This is a genomic window from Cognatundibacterium jejuense, from assembly GCF_014284255.1.
GTDB classification, from domain to species: domain Bacteria; phylum Pseudomonadota; class Gammaproteobacteria; order Burkholderiales; family Burkholderiaceae_D; genus Undibacterium; species Undibacterium jejuense.
Window position 1 is genome coordinate 207,608 of sequence record NZ_JACOFV010000006.1, and the last position, 19,081, is coordinate 226,688.

Annotated in this window: 13 protein-coding genes and 1 rRNA gene; 7 read left to right on the forward strand and 7 right to left on the reverse strand. The window is 47.3% G+C overall.

The window, feature by feature from the left end:
* Window positions 1-83: 83 nt before the first annotated feature.
* From metH to H8K32_RS08640, 3 genes are all read right to left on the reverse strand, one after another.
* Window positions 84-3,827 carry a methionine synthase gene (gene metH / locus H8K32_RS08630; RefSeq protein ID WP_186912070.1) on the reverse strand — a complete coding sequence of 1,248 codons (3,744 nt, stop codon included), beginning with the start codon at window positions 3,825-3,827 and terminating at the stop codon, window positions 84-86.
* Window positions 3,828-4,147: 320 nt separating this feature from the next.
* The gene (locus tag H8K32_RS08635; protein ID WP_246447223.1) at window positions 4,148-5,104 is read right to left on the reverse strand and encodes a TerC family protein; all 957 of its coding nucleotides are present in this window, start codon (window positions 5,102-5,104) and stop codon (window positions 4,148-4,150) included.
* A gap of 3 nt (window positions 5,105-5,107) precedes the next feature.
* The gene (locus tag H8K32_RS08640) at window positions 5,108-5,794 is read right to left on the reverse strand and encodes a Bax inhibitor-1/YccA family protein (RefSeq protein ID WP_186912071.1); all 687 of its coding nucleotides are present in this window, start codon (window positions 5,792-5,794) and stop codon (window positions 5,108-5,110) included.
* Between the two features lie 181 nt (window positions 5,795-5,975).
* Between H8K32_RS08640 and nhaR the strand changes: the two genes are divergently transcribed.
* On the forward strand, window positions 5,976-6,878 hold the full coding sequence (gene nhaR, locus H8K32_RS08645; RefSeq protein ID WP_186912072.1) for a transcriptional activator NhaR: 903 nt from the start codon (window positions 5,976-5,978) through the stop codon (window positions 6,876-6,878).
* Window positions 6,879-7,033: 155 nt separating this feature from the next.
* Here the strand turns inward: nhaR and H8K32_RS08650 are convergent, their stop codons facing one another.
* The 4 genes from H8K32_RS08650 to def form a co-directional block, all read right to left on the reverse strand.
* On the reverse strand, window positions 7,034-7,606 hold the full coding sequence (locus tag H8K32_RS08650) for a FlgO family outer membrane protein (protein WP_186912073.1): 573 nt from the start codon (window positions 7,604-7,606) through the stop codon (window positions 7,034-7,036).
* The gene (locus H8K32_RS08655; RefSeq protein WP_186912074.1) at window positions 7,606-8,181 is read right to left on the reverse strand and encodes a hypothetical protein; all 576 of its coding nucleotides are present in this window, start codon (window positions 8,179-8,181) and stop codon (window positions 7,606-7,608) included. Before H8K32_RS08655 ends, H8K32_RS08650 begins: the two co-directional genes overlap by 1 nt.
* A gap of 173 nt (window positions 8,182-8,354) precedes the next feature.
* Entirely contained in the window at window positions 8,355-9,353 is a 999-nt protein-coding gene (gene fmt, locus H8K32_RS08660) for a methionyl-tRNA formyltransferase (RefSeq protein WP_186912075.1), read from the reverse strand.
* Entirely contained in the window at window positions 9,350-9,877 is a 528-nt protein-coding gene (gene def, locus H8K32_RS08665; protein ID WP_186912076.1) for a peptide deformylase, read from the reverse strand. Before def ends, fmt begins: the two co-directional genes overlap by 4 nt.
* Before the next feature lie 159 nt (window positions 9,878-10,036).
* Between def and H8K32_RS08670 the strand changes: the two genes are divergently transcribed.
* The 6 genes from H8K32_RS08670 to H8K32_RS08695 form a co-directional block, all read left to right on the forward strand.
* The gene (locus tag H8K32_RS08670; RefSeq protein ID WP_186912077.1) at window positions 10,037-11,155 is read left to right on the forward strand and encodes a LysM peptidoglycan-binding domain-containing protein; all 1,119 of its coding nucleotides are present in this window, start codon (window positions 10,037-10,039) and stop codon (window positions 11,153-11,155) included.
* A gap of 35 nt (window positions 11,156-11,190) precedes the next feature.
* On the forward strand, window positions 11,191-12,312 hold the full coding sequence (gene dprA, locus H8K32_RS08675) for a DNA-processing protein DprA (protein WP_186912078.1): 1,122 nt from the start codon (window positions 11,191-11,193) through the stop codon (window positions 12,310-12,312).
* 238 nt (window positions 12,313-12,550) lie between these two features.
* The gene (locus H8K32_RS08680; RefSeq protein ID WP_186912079.1) at window positions 12,551-13,015 is read left to right on the forward strand and encodes a Smg family protein; all 465 of its coding nucleotides are present in this window, start codon (window positions 12,551-12,553) and stop codon (window positions 13,013-13,015) included.
* A 169-nt stretch (window positions 13,016-13,184) separates the two neighbouring features.
* Window positions 13,185-15,770 carry a DNA topoisomerase III gene (locus H8K32_RS08685; RefSeq protein WP_186912080.1) on the forward strand — a complete coding sequence of 862 codons (2,586 nt, stop codon included), beginning with the start codon at window positions 13,185-13,187 and terminating at the stop codon, window positions 15,768-15,770.
* Between the two features lie 102 nt (window positions 15,771-15,872).
* A complete protein-coding gene (locus tag H8K32_RS08690; protein WP_186912081.1) occupies window positions 15,873-18,446 on the forward strand; it encodes a DUF1631 family protein in 2,574 nt (857 codons plus the stop codon).
* A gap of 548 nt (window positions 18,447-18,994) precedes the next feature.
* Window positions 18,995-19,081, forward strand: a 16S ribosomal RNA gene (locus H8K32_RS08695); the annotation flags it as partial.

Below are 19,081 nucleotides of genomic sequence, written 5' to 3' on the forward strand. Positions count from 1 at the left end.
AATTTCAACGACGATAAGTGCTATTTTCAAAAAACGTTTAAAAATAGCGCTTAGTGTTGCTCATTTTTTACTGAACCCAAAGTTTATAGATTCGGCGCTAGCCAGCGTTCCACTTCTTCTTTCGCCACAGATCTTCTGGCTGCCATATCACTGACCTGATCGTCACCAATTTTACCGACGCTGAAATACTTGGATTCGGGATGTGCAAAGTAGAAACCGGATACCGCAGCGCCAGGTATCATCGCCCAGGATTCGGTGATGTGCATGTCAATTTCTTCGCACTGCATTTGTTGGAACATGGCAGTTTTGACCGTATGTTCAGGACACGCCGGATAGCCAGGTGCCGGACGGATGCCCTTGTAGCTTTCCTGAATCAGTTCTGCATTCGTCAAATTTTCATCGGCAGCATAACCCCACAAATCTTTACGGATACGTTCGTGCAGATATTCGGCAAATGCTTCTGCTAATCGATCGGCTAATGATTTCAGCATGATGCTGCTGTAATCATCATGTGCATCTTCAAAACGTTTTTCGTGCTTTTCTATACCCAAACCTGCAGTAACTGCAAACATGCCTATGTAGTCAGCGATGCCGCTGTCTTTGGGCGCGATAAAATCCGATAAACATTGGTTAGGGCGAGCCACGCCATCAATCACCGGCTTTTCAGTTTGCTGGCGGGTGCCGTAATAAGTGAAAGCTACGTCATGGCGGCTATCGTCGGTATAGATTTCTATGTCGTCATCATTTACCGTATTGGCTGGTAACAACGACACCACGCCGTTGGCGGTGAGCCAGCGCCCTTCGATGATTTTTTTCAACATTGCCTGACCTTCAGCGAATACCTTGCTCGCAGCTTCACCAACCACTTCATCGGTCAAAATCGCAGGATACGGACCTGCCAAATCCCAGGTCTGGAAGAACGGACCCCAATCGATGTAATTGGCAAGCGTCGCGAGATCAACGTTTTTAAATACGCGACGACCGATGAACTTAGGTTTGACGGGTGTATTGGCGCCGTCAAAACGGAGTTTCATTTTATTGGCACGAGCTTGTGCCAGCGTCACCATTGGTGTGGCTTTTTTATTCGCGTGTTGAACGCGGATGCGCTCGTAATCAGTGCCTAAATCAGCGATATATTGGTCGCGGCTTTCTGGTGTCAGCAAGGATTGTGCGACCGATACCGAGCGCGATGCGTCCGGCACGTAGACCACCGGACCTTCGTAATTCGGCGCGATTTTGACGGCCGTATGAGCGCGACTGGTGGTCGCGCCACCAATCATCAGCGGTATCTTCATCATGCGGAAATGCGGATCGCGTTGCATCTCTTTAGCGACATAGGCCATTTCTTCGAGTGATGGCGTGATCAATCCTGACAGGCCGATGATGTCGGCGTTTTCTGCTTTTGCTTTCGCTAAAATTTCTGAACACGGCACCATGACGCCCATGTTTACCACTTCAAAGTTATTACATTGCAAAATGACGGTGACGATGTTTTTGCCGATGTCATGCACGTCACCTTTGACGGTGGCGATGACGATTTTACCTTTGGGTTTATTGTCGCCGCTGCGCTTCTTTTCTTCTTCGATGAATGGCACCAGATGCGCAACAGCTTGCTTCATAACACGCGCGGATTTGACGACTTGCGGCAGGAACATTTTGCCCTGACCGAATAAATCGCCGACGATATTCATGCCCGCCATCAGCGGACCTTCGATGACTTGAATTGGGCGACCGCCATCGTTCATGATCTCTTGTCGCGCTTCTTCGGTATCTTCAACGATCCATTGTGTGATGCCATGTACCATCGCATGTGCCAGTCGTTTGCCAACTGGGTCGCTACGCCATTCCAGCGTGGCTTCTTCTTTTTTGCCACCGGCTTTTAGGGTGGCGGCAAATTCAATCATGCGCTCGGTCGCGTCGTCACGGCGATTGAGTACCACGTCTTCCACGCGTTCGCGTAATTCAGAATCGAGCTCACTATAAACACCGATCATGCCGGCATTGACGATGCCCATGGTCATGCCAGCTTGAATCGCGTGGTATAAAAATACGGTGTGAATTGCTTCGCGTGCGGGGTCGTTGCCACGGAAAGAAAAACTGACGTTAGACACACCACCGCTGATTTTTGCGCCTGGCAGGTTTTGATGTATCCAACGTGTCGCTTCAATAAAATCCACTGCGTAATTATTGTGTTCTTCAATTCCGGTGGCGACAGCAAAAATGTTTGGATCGAAAATAATATCTTGCGGATCAAAGTTTAATTTGTCGACCAAAAGGCGATACGCACGTTCGCAAATTTCAATCTTGCGCTGATACGTATCGGCTTGCCCTTTTTCATCAAACGCCATGACGATGACAGCTGCACCATAACGTTTGCACAGTGTTGCCTGACGCAGGAATTCCGCCTCGCCTTCTTTCATCGAAATGGAATTGACAATGGCTTTACCTTGCACGCATTTCAAACCAGCTTCAATCACCGACCATTTCGATGAGTCGATCATCAAAGGTACGCGTGCAATATCCGGTTCCGATGCGATCAGATTCAAAAAGCGTGTCATCGCCGCTTGTGAATCGAGCATTGCCTCATCCATGTTGATGTCGATAACTTGTGCGCCATTTTCCACCTGCTGACGTGCAACGGCTAATGCTTCGTCGTATTGCTCATTTAAAATTAAACGGGCAAACGCTTTGGAACCCGTGACGTTAGTACGCTCACCAACGTTGACGAACAGCGATTGCGTATCAACGGTAAACGGCTCCAGACCTGATAAACGCATTGCAGGTTCGATGGTTGGTAACACGCGCGGTGCCTGTGTTTGCAAAATATCGGCAATCGCTTTAATGTGCGGTGGCGTGGTGCCGCAGCATCCACCGGCGATGTTGATGAAACCTGCTTCCGCAAATTCTTTCAGCAATGCTGAGGTATCGGCAGGCAACTCATCAAAGCCTGTATCGCTCATGGGGTTAGGCAAACCGGCATTTGGATAAATACACACAAAGGTGTCGGCGATTTTAGATAATTCTTCAGCATACGGACGCATCAGCGCTGCGCCCAAAGCGCAGTTCAAACCAATGGTCAGCGGTTTAGCATGACGGACGGAATTCCAGAAGGCTGGCACAGTTTGACCGGACAAAATACGCCCAGAGGCATCCGTCACCGTGCCAGAAATCATAATAGGCAAGGTCTTGCCAGTTTCTTCAAAATACTGATCAATCGCAAACAAGGCGGCTTTGCAATTAAGCGTATCAAAAATGGTTTCAACCAGCAGCACGTCCGCACCGCCTTCAACCAGACCGCGGGTTTGTTCCAGATAAGCCGCAACCAGTTGATCGAATGTGACATTACGTGCGGCAGGATCATTCACATCGGGAGAAATCGATGCAGTTTTTGGTGTTGGCCCCAAAGCACCCGCGACAAAACGTGGTTTGTCGGCGCTCGAATATTTGTCACACGCAGCACGCGCAATTTTTGCGGCTTGCACGTTCATTTCATAGGCCAGATGTGCCATGTGGTAATCGTCTTGTGCCACCGTGGTCGCGCCAAAGGTATTGGTCTCGATCAGGTCGGCGCCAGCAGCCAGATATTGCTCGTGAATTTCTTGAATGATATGCGGCTGGGTTAAGGTCAATAATTCGTTATTGCCTTTGACGAATAATTCTTTGCCGGGGACGACAAAATCTTTAAAGCGCTCGCCGCGATAGTCTTCTTCGGTCAGCTTGTAGCGTTGGATCATGGTACCCATCGCACCGTCCAGTATCATGATGCGTTGTTGCAAGATTTCACGCAAACGGATTTCGGTGGCAGAGACTGGCAGGGATAAGTTCATGATGTTCACTCGCTAAAAGCAAAAAACCCGATCGGCTTGTGCATGCAGGCGGATCGGGCGACGTCCTTTTAGCAGCACTTATTACGCGCCCGCAATCTGAATCTCAAATCGGCGCTGGAAGAAATAATTATACGTCAGATCAAGGGCTTGGACGCATGATGCAGGGTTTTTACGGGTTTTTGCTTATACATTGTGGTTACATGGATATGCGTTCTTTGCTTAAGAGTAAGCGAGAACCAGTAATACGGATCAATTATTGATAAAAAAGGGCATATCCTTTATAAAAAGATATGCCCAAAGGGAAATCAATACAATGCTTATCAGATCTTGTGCTGATTGCGGCTGGTTAATAAGCTAGCAACGACGGAGCCACCAAGGATGACACCAATGACCATGAGAGAAACATCGGTAGGCACATGCATCCATTCAACGATCAGCATTTTGATGCCGACAAACATCAGTACAAATGCCAGACCAAATTTCAATAAATGGAAACGATCCGCCATGTCCGCCAACAGGAAATACAAAGCACGCAAGCCCATGATGGCGAAGATATTCGAGGTGAACACAATAAATGGGTCGGTCGTCACTGCAAAAATGGCCGGAATTGAATCAACCGCAAAGATCACATCTGAGACCTCAATCAGAATTAACACCAACAGCAAAGGGGTGAAAAACCGTTTTCCGTCTCGTTTAATGCTGAATTTCTCTTCATGAAACTCATTGGTAAAGGGTAGGAGCTTCTTAGCTAACTTCAATACCGGATTGTTTTCGACATCTGCCTCGTGATTTGAAAACAACATTTTTGCGCCAGTAATGAGCAAGAAAATGCCAAACAAATACATCACCCAGGCAAACTGCGTCACGACCCAACTTCCGGCCAAAATCATGATGATGCGCATGGCGATGGCACCAACGACACCATACAACAGGACTTTGCGCTGGTATTGGACAGGTACAGAGAAATGACCAAAGATCAGCAAAAACACAAACACATTGTCGACTGATAGTGATTTTTCAATCACGTAGCCAGTCAGAAATTCCATGGCTTTTGCGGTGGCGATTTCTGTACCCGCCGTTTGCTTCAGATAGAACCAGAGACCGGCATCAAAGCCTAATGCCAGGCTGACCCAGATGACCGACCATACCGCCGCTTCCCGGATGCTGACTTTGTGTGCACGTGAACCACCAAGTGCGAAGACATCGACCGCCAGCATGGCAAACACAAAGCCTATGAAGACAACCCACATCCAGGGTTCTGCGACAGAATGCAACATGGATTAGTCTCTTTCTACAAAGCCCAACAACTGTAACAAGCTGATGAACAGGTTGAAAATGGTTACGTACAGATTGACAGTAGCCATGATGTAATTTGTTTCGCCGCCATTGATGATATTGCTAGTTTCAAACAAAATCATGCCAGACATCAATAACACCATGACTGCAGAAATAGTCAACGACAACGCGGGGATTTGGAAGAAAATCGCACCCAGACTAGCTACCAGAACCACGATCATGCCTGCCATCAGGAATCCGCCCATAAAGCTGAAATCGCGTTTGCTGATCAGCACGTACGCGGATAAGCCCATGAAAATCAGACCAGTCATGCCCATCGCTGTCATCACGATAGAAGTGCCGCCAGGTAAGTGCAAATAGTGACTCAGGATAGGACCAAGGCTATAACCCATAAAACCAGTTAATGCGAATACGGACAAGATGCCCCACGCGCTATTACGCAGCTTAGTCGTTGCAAAAAGCAGACCAAAATAGGCAACCAGAGTCAGGATGGAACCAGGACCAGGAATGGCATAGGCAATGGTTAAACCTGCGGTCAACGCAGAAAACAGCAACGTCATCGAAAGCAACATATATGTGTTGCGTAAGACTTTCAAACTCTCGCTCGCTGTGCTGTCGACATAGTCAACAGTTTGCACGTCACGTGCAGTGGTACGACCTGTGATTTTCATACGTTTCTCCTGAAATAATGAAGACATGAATGCAAATTTTGCAAATTGATGCAAATACAATTGTCTTTGCCCTTTATTAGAAGGGATGACACAAGTTTAGTTGCAAGTGAATTGAAATAAAAGTCGAATATAATTGATAAACACTTCGTAAAATTCGATGTATTTTATTTTCAGGCTGACAATGTCCAATTTAAATTACAAACATCTGCATTACTTTTGGGCTGTTGCCAAAGCGGGTAGTATCGCGCGCGCCAGTGAGCAACTGCATCTTACGCCTCAAACCATCAGCGGACAGTTAAGTTTGTTTGAGCAGAACCAAGGCGAGGCCTTATTTCGTAAAAACGGGCGCAATCTGGAACTGACCGAAGCTGGACGTCTGGTATTGAGTTACGCTGAAGATATCTTTGCACTGGGGCAGGAGCTCGAAGAAGTATTGCATCATCGCCCCACCGAACGCACTTTGCAATTACGGGTTGGCGTGTCCGATGCATTGCCAAAAATCGTCGCCTACAAGCTTTTAGAGCCCGCCATGCAATTGCCGCAGACCCTGCGTATCAGTTGCCGCGAAGGGAAATTTGATGTCTTGTTGGCTGAATTGGCTGCCCACAAACTCGACGTGGTAATCTCAGATAGCCCGATGCCAGCGAATGCAAAAGTCCGCGCCTATAATCATCTGTTAGGCGAGTCGGGGGTGAGTTTTTTTGCGACGACGGCTTTGAGCGAGCAATATCCGCAGAATTTTCCATTCTGTCTGGAAGCTGCGCCATTTTTAATGCCGGGTGAAGATGCAGCAATGCGTTCGCGTTTATTGCAATGGATGGATCTGCAAAATCTGCATCCACGAATTGCTGGCGAGTTTGACGATAGTGCCTTGATGTGTGCGTTTGGCCAGGCTGGCGCTGGTATGTTTGCCGCACCAAGTGTGATCGCCGATATGGTGATGCGCCAGTATGATGTGAAACTGATAGGTAGCACCGAGGATATATGCGAGCAGTTTTATGCCATTTCTGTTCAGCGCAAATTAACCCATCCGGCAGTCTTAGCGATCAGCCACGCGGCGCAAGGTGCGATGTTCAAAACTTAATTGCAAATAACAAACGGAAGGGGGAGTATCAACCAAATTACTCTCTGTAGCATTGAAATAATTGGGCGAGAGAGTTACCAATTTTTATACTGGCGGGGAGTATTTATACTACTTCCAGCCTCACTAAAGGCTGGAAGTAGTGTCGGGACGCTATCTTAGTGGCGACCGAGCAAAGACTTGACAGTTCTGTCCATTGGCAAAGCGTAGTCGTAAGTACTGAGAACGATGTTGTCACCTGGACGTATCAATTTCAGATTAACGAAAACCATTTTTTCGCTTTCCGCATAGGTACCAACGATTACTGCCTGAGCGCTATGATCCTGTGCGACTTCTTTAATTTCGCGGGTCAGCAATAATTCACCAACGTTTTGTTTAATGAAGACTTTATCGCGGAATTTCATTTCCACCATTTGATAACCGGCACGGGTAAATTGTCCTGAAACTTGTTCAGCCACGATACGCCCTAATGGTGAAGACTCTTCCAGCGCATTGATGTTAGCCAGTGTAGCGATGATTAATGGACGAGATTTATCGAGAGAGTTACCAGCCGCAGCAATCAAAGCCGTTGCTGCTTTTTGGTTGGTAGGGATAAATTCGTTGGTTTCCGCTTCTTTCCAGGACAGCGCCGCAGCAGAAGTGCCAGAAGAATTGATCCCGAAATTGCCCATGTTTGAGCATCCGCTAAATAACACGCCGCAGCTAACAGCAAGTACAAGTTGTTTAAACATTATTGGCCTCCGGTAATTTTAAATTTAAATTCAGCATCTTTGTTATACAGTGAAGCATCGTATTCATTGACAGGATATGCATCGGTGCGACGAGTAACGTATTGAGAATTTTTGATCAATGATGTTGTCACGATGACTTCGTAAGTCGGTTGCGCTTCTGACCCGCTTGTTGAAGAACCAAATCCAGATATGCCGAGGAAATGACGATTTTCGGTCTTATCTGAGGAGAAACGAACTAACTGTGTATCAATGTCAACAATTTGTGCCGTACCATCACTGAATTTTCTAACTGTTACGCCTTGATTGACGAGGGATGTGACAACCTGGTTATAAAACGCTTGCGCAAATTTGCTGCCGTCATTTGGTGGCGTAACAAATACTGGCGCTCCAATTTTGTCTGTGCCGATCTTAATTTGATTTGCGACGTCCTTAGCAATCAACAGCCAATTCGACGCCACATGTAGCTCAGATGGCTTTTCTGCCGCAGGACCAGCTGTATTTGCGGCGTCATAAAACGGAGTGGAACAACCCGCCAGCAGCATAGCCGCAACGGCAACGGGTAAAAGTTTCTTCATGCGCTTACCTTTTTAAATTCTTTTCAGTATCGTCACGGCTGAAAATACTCGTGATGACCGATATTGAGCCTAAGAGAATACAACAAGTCTTAATCGACAACAAAGAATTTGCTCTGCACCAACAAGTAAACGCTGGTTTTCGATCTGAATGCGTAACTTGTTGGTGAATTTGTTCAGAAGCTGTCGTTTTTTTGCTGCACTGATGATGATTTTAAGGCGAACGAACTTCCGCAAGGGAGTGGGAATCCTTGCAGAAAATCAGCCGCAGGCAAGCGCTTTCCACCAGGTTTTTGTAATTCAGTGAGTTGTAAGCAGCCTTCTCCGCAGGCAACAGTGATGCCGTCATGCGCCGAGGCGCTCAGGACTGTACCTGGTTCCACATCGTGGCTACTTTTGGCAACGGCATGAGCGGCAAAAATCTTAATCGCTTTGTCGCCGTATTGTGCATGGGTGGCAGGGAATGGATTAAATGCGCGGATTTTTCTGGCCAAAGTGTCGGCCGATTGCAGAAAATCCAGGCTGGCTTCTTCTTTGCTGATTTTGGCGGCGTAAGTGACGCCCTGCTCTGGCTGTACTGTTGCGGGCAACTGACCTTGTTCAAGCAAGTGCAAGGCTTCCACAATCATTTTCCCACCCATAGCCGCTAGCGTATCGTGCAAACTACCGGTTGTGTCTGTGTCTTTGATCGCAACGCTTTCAGTCAAGAGCATAGGGCCAGTATCTAAACCCTCTTCCATTTGCATGATCGTGATGCCGGTTTCGCTGTCCCCGACTTCAATGGCACGATGAATAGGTGCTGCTCCACGCCAGCGTGGCAATAATGAACCATGAATATTCAGGCACCCCAAACGCGGGATATTGAGAACCGACAAAGGTAAGATCAAACCGTATGCCGCAACGACCATGACATCATGTGGCGTACTGTGTAATAAGGCGTGCGCTTCGGTTGCAATTTCAGGGTATTTCCCGTCTAAACGCAACGACACCGGCTGCACCACAGGCATGTTGTGAGCGAGCGCATATTGCTTGACGGCTGACGCCTGCAATTGCATGCCGCGCCCCGCCGGACGATCGGGTTGGGTTAACACCAACACGATTTCATGCCCCGCTTGATGTAAGGCGGCCAGCGCTATCGCGGCGAATTCCGGTGTGCCGGCAAAAATCACCTTCATCTGCGGTTTGCCTCTTTGCGAGCGATTTCGCGCTCTTCTTTGATCATTTTGGTTTTGATGCGATTGCGCTTCAGTGGCGACAGATATTCGACAAATACTTTACCGAGTAAATGATCCATTTCATGCTGGATGCAGACCGCAAGCAGACCATCGGCATGGATTTCAAATGGATTGCCATTCGCATCGAGCGCCTTAACTTTGACTTCAGCCGGGCGTTCTACACCATCGTAGACGCCAGGAACGGACAAGCAGCCTTCATCGTAGACTTTCTTTTCCGCACTGGCCCAAGTGATTTCAGGGTTAATAAAAACTTGTAACTGATCGTTCGTTTCTGACGTGTCAATCACGACCAGTTGTTCATGGACATCTACCTGGGACGCAGCCAAACCGACACCGGGTGCGTCGTACATAGTTTCCGCCATATCGGCGATGAGTTTTTGTAAATTTTCATCAAAAACAGTAACCGGTTTTGCCTTTTTATGAAGGCGCGGATCGGGATAACGCAATATATTTAATATGGACATAAGACTTTTCACAACAAGCCGATGAGGCAATTGCGTAGTTTTTCTTGCTAGTTCAAGGATTTATGGGCAGAATTTGATCCAATTTGGCAAGTTTTGCAAGCGTTTGCCTGCATGCGAGCCAGTTTGCTGTTTTGCAGCATTTTGTATCGGATAATGTACATGAAAAAGTTTAGCACAATCACCGCCATCCTCGTTGCTGGTATTTCATTTGCACCTGGAGTTTCGTTTGCGACCCCCGCTGATGCCAGCATAGCGCAGGCACAGGCAGTAGCAAATAGTAGTAAATGTACATTTTTACCAGATGCGCCGGATAAGCACGAGGTTGTCAAAGGAGACACTTTGTGGGCGATTTCAGCGCAATTTCTGAAAAATCCGTGGTGCTGGCCGCAAGTCTGGGGAATGAACAAAGAAGATATTCGCAATCCGCATTGGATTTATCCTGGTCAGATTGTGTATTTCGATCGCGTCAATCAACGTTTGCGACTTGGTAATGTGTCTGGTACCAATGGTGCTGGTGGGGGCGTCCCTAGTGTGAAGTGGACACCGCATTCGCGCGTAGAGGGGTTGGGTGTCGATGCAATTCCGTCTATTCCTTCATCCGTGATTGAGCCATTCTTGTCGCAGCCACTGATTGTTGAACGTACTACGTTGGACAGAACGCCGCGTATTGTTTCTGCCAGTGAAAGCAGAGTCAATCTTGGTCAGGGTGAGAAAGCCTATGTGCGTGGTGATTTGGATGGCGGTACCTCATTTCAGGTGTTTCGCCCTGGTGTAGCATTGAAAGATCCGGAAACTCAAGTCGTGATCGGTTACGAGGCTGCGTTTGTCGGTACCTTGAAATTGGATCGTGAAGCGGGCGACGAAGGCGATGTTCACACTTTCATCGTCGTCAATTCCAAAGAAGAAATGTCGGCTGGTGATCGGTTGTTACCATTGCCGCCAACGCCAATTTTGAGCTATGTACCACATCCGCCTTCAGATGATTTGAGAGCACGCATCGTCAGCGTGTATGGCGGCGTGTCGGTGGCAGGTCAAAATCAGATTGTGACGATTAACCGAGGTAGTGAGAGTGGCGTTGATGTCGGTACTGTCATGGCCTTAGAACGCCACGGCGCCACCATTCGAGACCGAACTGATGACAATCGTGAGGTGAAATTGCCAGATGAACTATATGGCAATGTGTTTATTTTCCGCGTTTTTGACAATATTTCTTATGGCTTGGTCATGCAGGTCAGAGATTTTGTTAAGGTTGGTGACGTGGCGCGGTCTCCGCAATAACAGCCGCGCTGTGCATTACATAATAGGATGTTAATTTGTATCCGGACTTCTCCCCCTGGTTGCGACTGGAGCAAACACCAGGGGTTGGTTCGGGAACAGCGCGGAAGTTATTGACCGCATTTGGTCTGCCTGAACAGATATTTGCATGCAGCTACGAACAACTGGCTGCCGAAGTTGGCCCCAGAATTGCTAAAGCGTTACTTCAACCCCCTTCCTCCGCCTTGTTGGCGCTGACAGAAAAAACGTACGAGTGGTGTCAACAAGCTAATAATTATGTGTTGACGCTCGCTGATAGCAACTATCCATCAGCGCTGTTGGAAATCCCTGACCCTCCGGTCGTGTTGTATGTCAAAGGCCGCCTTGATTTACTGTCATCGCCGGGAATTGGGGTGGTTGGTAGTCGTCATGCAACCGCGCAGGGCATACGCAATGCAGAGTTGTTTTCAGAAACTCTCAGTCAAGCCGGACTGACCATTTCCTCTGGGTTGGCTGCTGGCATCGATGCTGCTGCTCATCAGGGTGCATTGCGCGGCATGGCTTCTACGGTTGCGGTGATAGGTACTGGCGCTGATATTGTTTATCCTGCCAGAAATCGCGAGCTTGCCCATGCTATAGCTGAATTAGGTTGCATAGTAAGTGAATACTCACTTGGTGCGCCCGCGGTGGCGTCCAATTTTCCCCGCCGCAACCGCATTATTTCCGGTCTGGCACTTGGTGTGCTGGTTATTGAGGCTGCGGCACAATCAGGCTCTTTGATCACGGCACGCATGGCAGTTGAACAAGGGCGTGAAGTATTCGCGATCCCCGGTTCTATCCATTCACCCTTGGCAAAAGGTTGCCATCAACTCATTAAGCAAGGGGCAAAATTAGTTGAGTCTGCACAAGATATTGTAGAAGAACTGAAATTCTCACTACCCAGGCTTAAACTACCTAGGCTTAAAGATCTTTCCGGAATAACGCCTGAAAGTGAGTTGTCGCATGCAAACATTCCCACCTCGGGTTTATTAGCAAATATTGCATTCGATCCGACACCAATGGATACGCTGGCGCTGGTAAGTGGTTTAGATATGGGATGTTTGAATGCTCAACTATTAAACCTGGAATTAGATGGGCAAATTGAAGCGTTACCTGGTGGACTTTATCGTCGCCTGGCATGAGTTGGCAAACACGGACTTCCTCAAGAATTGTACTTTATTTGTTGCTGAACTTCGATCTCGGGCTGTTGCATAAGTTCGCCCTGATGATAGGAGGTATTTTTTAATATTTTAATGATCACGATAATTGCCTGTATGTATGCGAGCATACTCGGTGAGGGCATATATAATTGCAGAAAACTCTGTCGTAATCGCACGTAAAGGACTTGTCCGAAACCTCAGCAACAGATACAGTAGTGCCATGTTTGATATTCTTGTTTACCTCTACGAAACTTATTACCGTCCTGACGCATGTCCGGACACGGCAGCATTAGTGAAAAAATTGTCTGCTGTTGGCTTTCCCGAAGACGAAATTTCTGAAGCGTTAGACTGGCTCACTGGCTTAGCCATGACGACCGATCAGACTCAACCTGCGCCTAAAAGCTCCACAGGCTTTCGCGTATATGCGCCGATCGAGGTTTCCGCTTTAGGAACCCAGGCAATAGGTTTTATTCAATTTCTTGAATCTGCTGGTTTATTGACTTCTCTGCAACGCGAAATTGTTATTGAGCGAGCGTTGGCAGTGAATGAGTCTCCCTTGCCTTTGGATAAGTTGCGCATCATCGTCCTGATGATGTTGTGGAGCCAGGGTGCGGAACCAGATATGTTGATGTTTGATGAATTATTGTTGTCAGATGACGACAATGCCACCCGCCTTTTGCATTAATCATTTCAATATTCAGAGATTTCTGACAAAAATCGCATATTGATTGCGATTTTTAGACTGTCACGCTTATCATTCCCCGCTAATTTAGGTTAGTCTTACGCTTATTTACGGAAAATGTTGTACATTCGACATTGTTTCCTTGCACAGAACACCATTCGAGAACCCCGAAATGACAAAAACGCTCATCATTGCCGAAAAACCCTCAGTCGCCGCCGATATTGCGAAAGCCTTGGGAGGTTTCACCAAGCATGATGATTATTTTGAATCCGACGATTATGTGCTGTCTTCAGCAGTCGGTCATTTATTAGAAATCACTGTTCCCGAAGAATACGATGTCAAGCGCGGCAAATGGAGCTTTACCCATTTACCTATGATCCCGCCCTACTTTGCATTGAACCCGATTGCAAAAACGGAAACGCGCTTAAAAGTACTGACGAAGTTGATTAAACGTAAAGATGTATCCGCACTGATCAACGCATGTGACGCGGGTCGCGAAGGAGAATTAATTTTCCGTTTGATCGCTCAGCATGCGAAAGCAAAACAGTCGGTAAAGCGCTTGTGGTTGCAATCGATGACGCCAGGCGCGATTCGGGACGGGTTTCAGAAATTGCGTAGCGACGACGACATGATGCCTTTGGCAGATGCCGCGCGTTGCCGTTCCGAGTCTGATTGGCTGATTGGCATTAATGGTACCCGTGCCATGACCGCATTCAACTCCAAAGAAGGCGGTTTCTACCTGACCACGGTTGGACGCGTACAGACGCCAACCTTGTCTATCGTGGTTGAACGCGAAGAAAAAATAAAGAAATTCGTATCCCGTGACTTCTGGGAAGTTCGTGCCGAATTTGTCTGTGCGGCCGGTATTTATGAAGGTCGCTGGATGGATCAGCAGTTCAAAAAAGACGAACACGATCCAGAGAAAAAAGCCGAACGTCTGTGGAGCAAACTGGCTGCCGACACCATCGTTGCCGCTTGCCGTGGACGCCAGGGCAATGTGACTGAAGAATCCAAGCCAGCGACACAGATGGCGCCGGGTTTGTTTGATCTGACGAGTTTGCAACGCGAAGCGAATGCGAAATTTGGTTTCTCAGCAAAAAATACTTTGGGTCTCGCACAGGCGTTGTACGAAAAGCACAAAGTCCTGACTTACCCACGTACCGATTCGCGCCATTTGCCCGAGGATTATCTGGATACGGTCAAGCAAACCTTGAGTACCATTTCTGAGAACAATAACTACTATCAGTTTGCCAGCCAAATTTTAAAAAGTAATTGGGTTAAACCGAATAAGCGGATTTTTGATAATACTAAGATCAGTGATCACTTTGCGATTATCCCCACTGGTCAGGCACCGAAAAACTTGTCTGAACCTGAACAAAAATTGTACGACCTGGTGACGCGTCGCTTTATGGCAGTGTTCTTCCCGGCCGCAGAATTCCAAGTTACAACCCGTATTACCGAAGTCACAGGTCATCACTTTAAAACCGAAGGCAAAGTCATGACCAACGCTGGTTGGTTAGCGATTTATGGTAAAGAAGCTCTGGAAGAAAAAGATACCGAAGGTAAAGGCACCCTGGTTGCCGTTGCGAAGGGTGAAAAAGTATTGGCAGACCAAGTTACATCCCATGGTCTGGTCACAAAACCCCCCGCTCGTTATAGCGAGGCGACTTTATTGTCGGCAATGGAAGGTGCCGGAAAACTGGTCGATGATGGCGACTTGCGTGATGCAATGGCTGGCAAGGGACTGGGTACGCCGGCGACGCGTGCTGCGATTATCGAAGGTTTGCTGACCGAAAAATACCTGCTTCGCGAAGGGCGTGAATTGATGCCGACCGCTAAAGCTTTCCAATTGATGACTTTACTGCGCGGCCTTGGCGTCGACGAACTGACTTCACCAGAGTTGACTGGCGAGTGGGAATACAAACTATCGCAAATGGAAAAAGGCAAAATTAGTCGCGAAGAATTTATGCGCGAAATTGCCCAAATGACCCAAATTATCGTTAAGCGTGCCAAAGAATACGACAACGACACCATTCCTGGTGACTATGCGACCTTGCACACACCTTGCCCACATTGTGGTGGCGTGGTGAAAGAAAACTATCGTCGTTTCGCTTGTACCAAGTGCGAATTTTCTATGAGCAAAACCCCAGGCAGCCGCCAATTCGAAGTGGCTGAAGTTGAAGAGCTCTTGGCAAAACGTGAAATCGGGCCACTGCAAGGCTTCCGCTCTAAAATGGGACGCCCGTTTGCGGCTGTCTTAAAAATTGTGGCCGATACCGAGCACAATAATTTAAAGCTGGAATTTGATTTTGGTCAGAGTCAGGATGATGGTGAAGACGGTGAAGGCATGGACTTCAGCACCCAAACATCACTTGGGCCGTGTCCTAAGTGCGGCAGCGGGGTCTACGAAATGCCACTGAATTATGTATGCGAAAAATCCATGGCTAAGCCAAAAGCTTGCGATTTCCGCAGTGGTCGTATTATTTTGCAACAAGAAATTTTGCCTGAACAAATGGTGAAATTACTGGTTGATGGCAAAACTGACTTATTGCCAGGCTTCGTTTCTCAGCGTACCCGTCGTCCTTTTAAAGCCTTCCTGGTCAGAGCAAAAGACGGCAAGGTTAGCTTTGAATTTGAAGAGCGCAAAGCCAAGGCGCCAGCAAAAGCAAAGTCCAAAGCAGCGGACGCCGGTGATGCTGAGGTGGAAGTTAGCACACCAGTGAAAAAAGTTGCTGCACGCAAAAAGAAAGCTGCATGAGTCGGATTTTTTAGCCAGAAACTTGCCTTAGTTTACATAAAGTTGCAAACTAAGGCTGGCATTCTGTATATTGTATGAAGTAATTTATGCAATAGGATCAGTATGCAGCCGAAGGAACTATTAACACGTACCCGTTCAGAATTTTTCACGACGTTTCAAAATGCGATCCAACATATCGTAGCACCTGCTATTGAGACCATGTTTGCTAAGGCGAATTCTTGCAATTCGCCCTCAGAGCAAACCGAAATTTTCCGCGCTCGTGCAGCGCTGCAAGAACATCGTGAAATGCTGGCGCAACAATTGAGCCTGAATTTGGATCAGTTGCTCGACCGAAGCTTAGAAACAACTTACCAAAATTTCCGTCCATCTTCCTCTGCGCTTTCTTTGTCGCTCGATAATATCGGTTTGCTTGATTCATCGACTTTTGAAAGCTCCCTGCGCTTTAATAACATAACCCAACTCTTCCGCGATGCCGCTGGGCAGGAATTGGTTGATTTGAATATCCGTCTGGCAGTTCTGTTCGGGCAAGACGATATCTGTGAGCGGGAAAATCCTTTCCGCCCTTACCTGATCGCGCGTTGTATATCACTATCGGTTGAGGCATTAAAATTGCCACCAGAACAGACGGCGATATTGATCACCCAGATCGGTGAAACACTCAGTAGCAATGTTCTTGAAATGTACCAACGTGCAAATGCTAATTTGGCAGAACAAGGAATTAGCGCGCAATTAGTATTGAAGATAAACAAAACCCCAGAAAGCTTGCCCTCACGTTCAAATGTTTCTTCAGTGTTTGCCGATACACAGCAACATCATTTGGGTGTTGGTCGTCCTGTTCAGAAAGAATTTTCCGCGCCTGCTCCTTTTCGGGGCGCGGCACAAGATGAATTCCCTGAACTGATGACCAAACCAGCCATCAACATAGAACAATTATTTCTCGCAGTACGTGGTCGTGCAGGATTCTCCAAAGCACCTCAAGATCAGATTGTGCTGAGTGAACATGAATCACATTCATTAGGGTGGTTGGAGGGCGGTGCTGGTCTTGGTGACATGTTACGCATTGCTTTCGGCGCTGAAGAAGACTTAAGCTGGGAGAGTAAATCCAGAACACGGCCACCTATACAAACTTCAAATTTGCGGGGAAGTTCTGGTAGCCAGAATTTATCAGTAGTGCGTCAATTGGTGCATCAATTGCAGGTCGCACATGAAACGACGATCTCCGCAGGGGGCGGAGCCGCTGCGGTTACAAAATTTTCTTTTGCAGGATTAGATTTTCCAGCAATTGTTGGTCAAATGCATAAATTGCTGACACCGCCGATAGCGAAAATGTTGAACGAGCATGGCGAAGTCAGAAATCTGATCCACGAGCAGCGCGAAGTATTGTTTCAGTTGGCGCGGTCTACTGCGGAGCAAATGAGCATCGATGTCGTGGCAATGGTATTTGAGTCGATCTTGTTTGATTCCGTGTTGCCCATCAATTTGCGTGTGCAGATTGGGCGCTTGCAATTTTTGCTTTTGCAGTTAGCGCTCTCTGATCAAGAATTTTTGAGTGGTAAGCATCATCCTGCCAGAGTGTTACTCAATCGTATTGCGACTGTTGCTTTGGGTGTGCAATATGTGGAATCCAGCGCAGAGCAGTTTGAGCAAGAATTCGGACGTATCTTCAAAACTCTGGGCAAGCACGATTGTGAAATTCCAGGTCTGTTTGAAAGAATTTTGAATCGCTTTGACACCTTCGTCATGCGCGAGTTACGCATACAAGACAAAGTAATCAGACGCACTGTCAAATCAATAGAAGAAGCGCAGATACGATATAGCCAATTTGAACAGACTTCACGTACACTGAAAGCAGCTTTGGCAGTAATGAACTTGCCACCACAATTTTTAGCCTTTCTTGAGAATGAATGGGTGCGGGCGATCAATCTGGCAGATCGCAGAGAACCAGAGTTGGCACAGCGCTTCAGAAAATTTGTGCCCGAAGTAATCTGGAGTATTCGTCCAAAGCGGAGTAATGAAGAGCGTCAGCAGTTTTCGGTTTTGTTACAGCCAATGCTGGAAAGTCTGCGCTTTGGCATGGACATGCTCGGATGGGGGCAGTTTAAACAAAATGCTTTATTGAATTGGCTCAATGATGCACATGGGCGCGCGTTGAAACCAGGGGACGAAGCCGTTTCAGATTTGTCACTGGAAAAAATGTATGCGATTTTTGACGAGTTTGTAAATCAACCGCCAGTCGTCATTTCTGAAATTGCCACAGAAGACAAATCTCCGGAAATGCAGAAATATTTATTAAATATTCTGGAAGAACTCGGATTGACCGTCACGATGCTCGATGCAGATAGGGTTGGCCTTCGAGAGTCAAACGATGGAATGATACGCCTCGGCAAGCCTGCGCGCGCCGTCGACACGCAAGAGTTGCGTTCCCGACTTATTAGTGGTGTCCCAATTGAAATGAATCTGGACGGTATCTTTTACCGGGGCTGCGTACATTGGGTCAGCCCAGGTACTAATAGCATGGTACTTAGTTTTAAATCACATGAAGCACCGGCCGTTATTTCAATAGATGGCTTCTGCCAGCATTTGACCCACGGCACCGCACGCATGGTCGAAAGCGCGAGTTTATTCGACCGTGCGATTGCATCTGTATTAAAGTCCGCGGACGCGCTTGACCGTTAGTCATATTCCCCGGTTCAAATTCAGTGTAAATAATTTACGTTACTCCCTTGCTTTTAAGGGGCGAACTTTGCTATAGTTCGCCTCCCGCTAAAACGGGAGGCAAGAAGAAAGCAGCAGCCAGCAACTCCGGCGGTTTGATTTGATGAAGTTGACGCGAAAGCGACAACATCTGCATAAGATGCATCGAAACAAACAGCAAAAGCAATCAGGGAGTTGACAGGGTAAATAAAGTGCTGCATAATCTCGCTTCTCTGCTGCAAACGAACACAACGCTTCGTTGCTAAATCAGGTAAAAATACTTCGGTTTGAGCGGAAAAGAATTTAAACCATTCGGTTCTTTAACAATTAACAGTCAATAAATGTGAGCACTTGATGAAAGCGCACCGATTAGTTTCTAACTGATCGGAATGCTTAAAAAATATCAAATGCTTCACAAGAAATAAATAATAGGAAAGTCGTTCAGAAATGAATGACGGAACTGTCAGTATTTTGAGTGAGCGACCTGTCTGCAAGGACAGGGTTCAGAAATGAACACAAAAACAGAGATTAAACTGAAGAGTTTGATCCTGGCTCAGATTGAACGCTGGCGGCATGCCTTACACATGCAAGTCGAACGGCAGCGCGGGGCAACCTGG

What these genes read in the sequence shown, in the direction of transcription:
- H8K32_RS08655 (WP_186912074.1), bottom strand. Translation starts at nt 8,181, where the DNA reads ATGAAGAAACTTTTACCCGTTGCCGTTGCGGCTATGCTGCTGGCGGGT.
- H8K32_RS08670 (WP_186912077.1), top strand. Translation starts at nt 10,037, where the DNA reads ATGAAAAAGTTTAGCACAATCACCGCCATCCTCGTTGCTGGTATTTCA.
- nhaR (WP_186912072.1), top strand. Translation starts at nt 5,976, where the DNA reads ATGTCCAATTTAAATTACAAACATCTGCATTACTTTTGGGCTGTTGCC.
- def (WP_186912076.1), bottom strand. Translation starts at nt 9,877, where the DNA reads ATGTCCATATTAAATATATTGCGTTATCCCGATCCGCGCCTTCATAAA.
- metH (WP_186912070.1), bottom strand. Translation starts at nt 3,827, where the DNA reads ATGAACTTATCCCTGCCAGTCTCTGCCACCGAAATCCGTTTGCGTGAA.
- H8K32_RS08635 (WP_246447223.1), bottom strand. Translation starts at nt 5,104, where the DNA reads ATGTTGCATTCTGTCGCAGAACCCTGGATGTGGGTTGTCTTCATAGGC.
- H8K32_RS08640 (WP_186912071.1), bottom strand. Translation starts at nt 5,794, where the DNA reads ATGAAAATCACAGGTCGTACCACTGCACGTGACGTGCAAACTGTTGAC.
- H8K32_RS08690 (WP_186912081.1), top strand. Translation starts at nt 15,873, where the DNA reads ATGCAGCCGAAGGAACTATTAACACGTACCCGTTCAGAATTTTTCACG.
- fmt (WP_186912075.1), bottom strand. Translation starts at nt 9,353, where the DNA reads ATGAAGGTGATTTTTGCCGGCACACCGGAATTCGCCGCGATAGCGCTG.
- H8K32_RS08685 (WP_186912080.1), top strand. Translation starts at nt 13,185, where the DNA reads ATGACAAAAACGCTCATCATTGCCGAAAAACCCTCAGTCGCCGCCGAT.
- H8K32_RS08650 (WP_186912073.1), bottom strand. Translation starts at nt 7,606, where the DNA reads ATGTTTAAACAACTTGTACTTGCTGTTAGCTGCGGCGTGTTATTTAGC.
- H8K32_RS08680 (WP_186912079.1), top strand. Translation starts at nt 12,551, where the DNA reads ATGTTTGATATTCTTGTTTACCTCTACGAAACTTATTACCGTCCTGAC.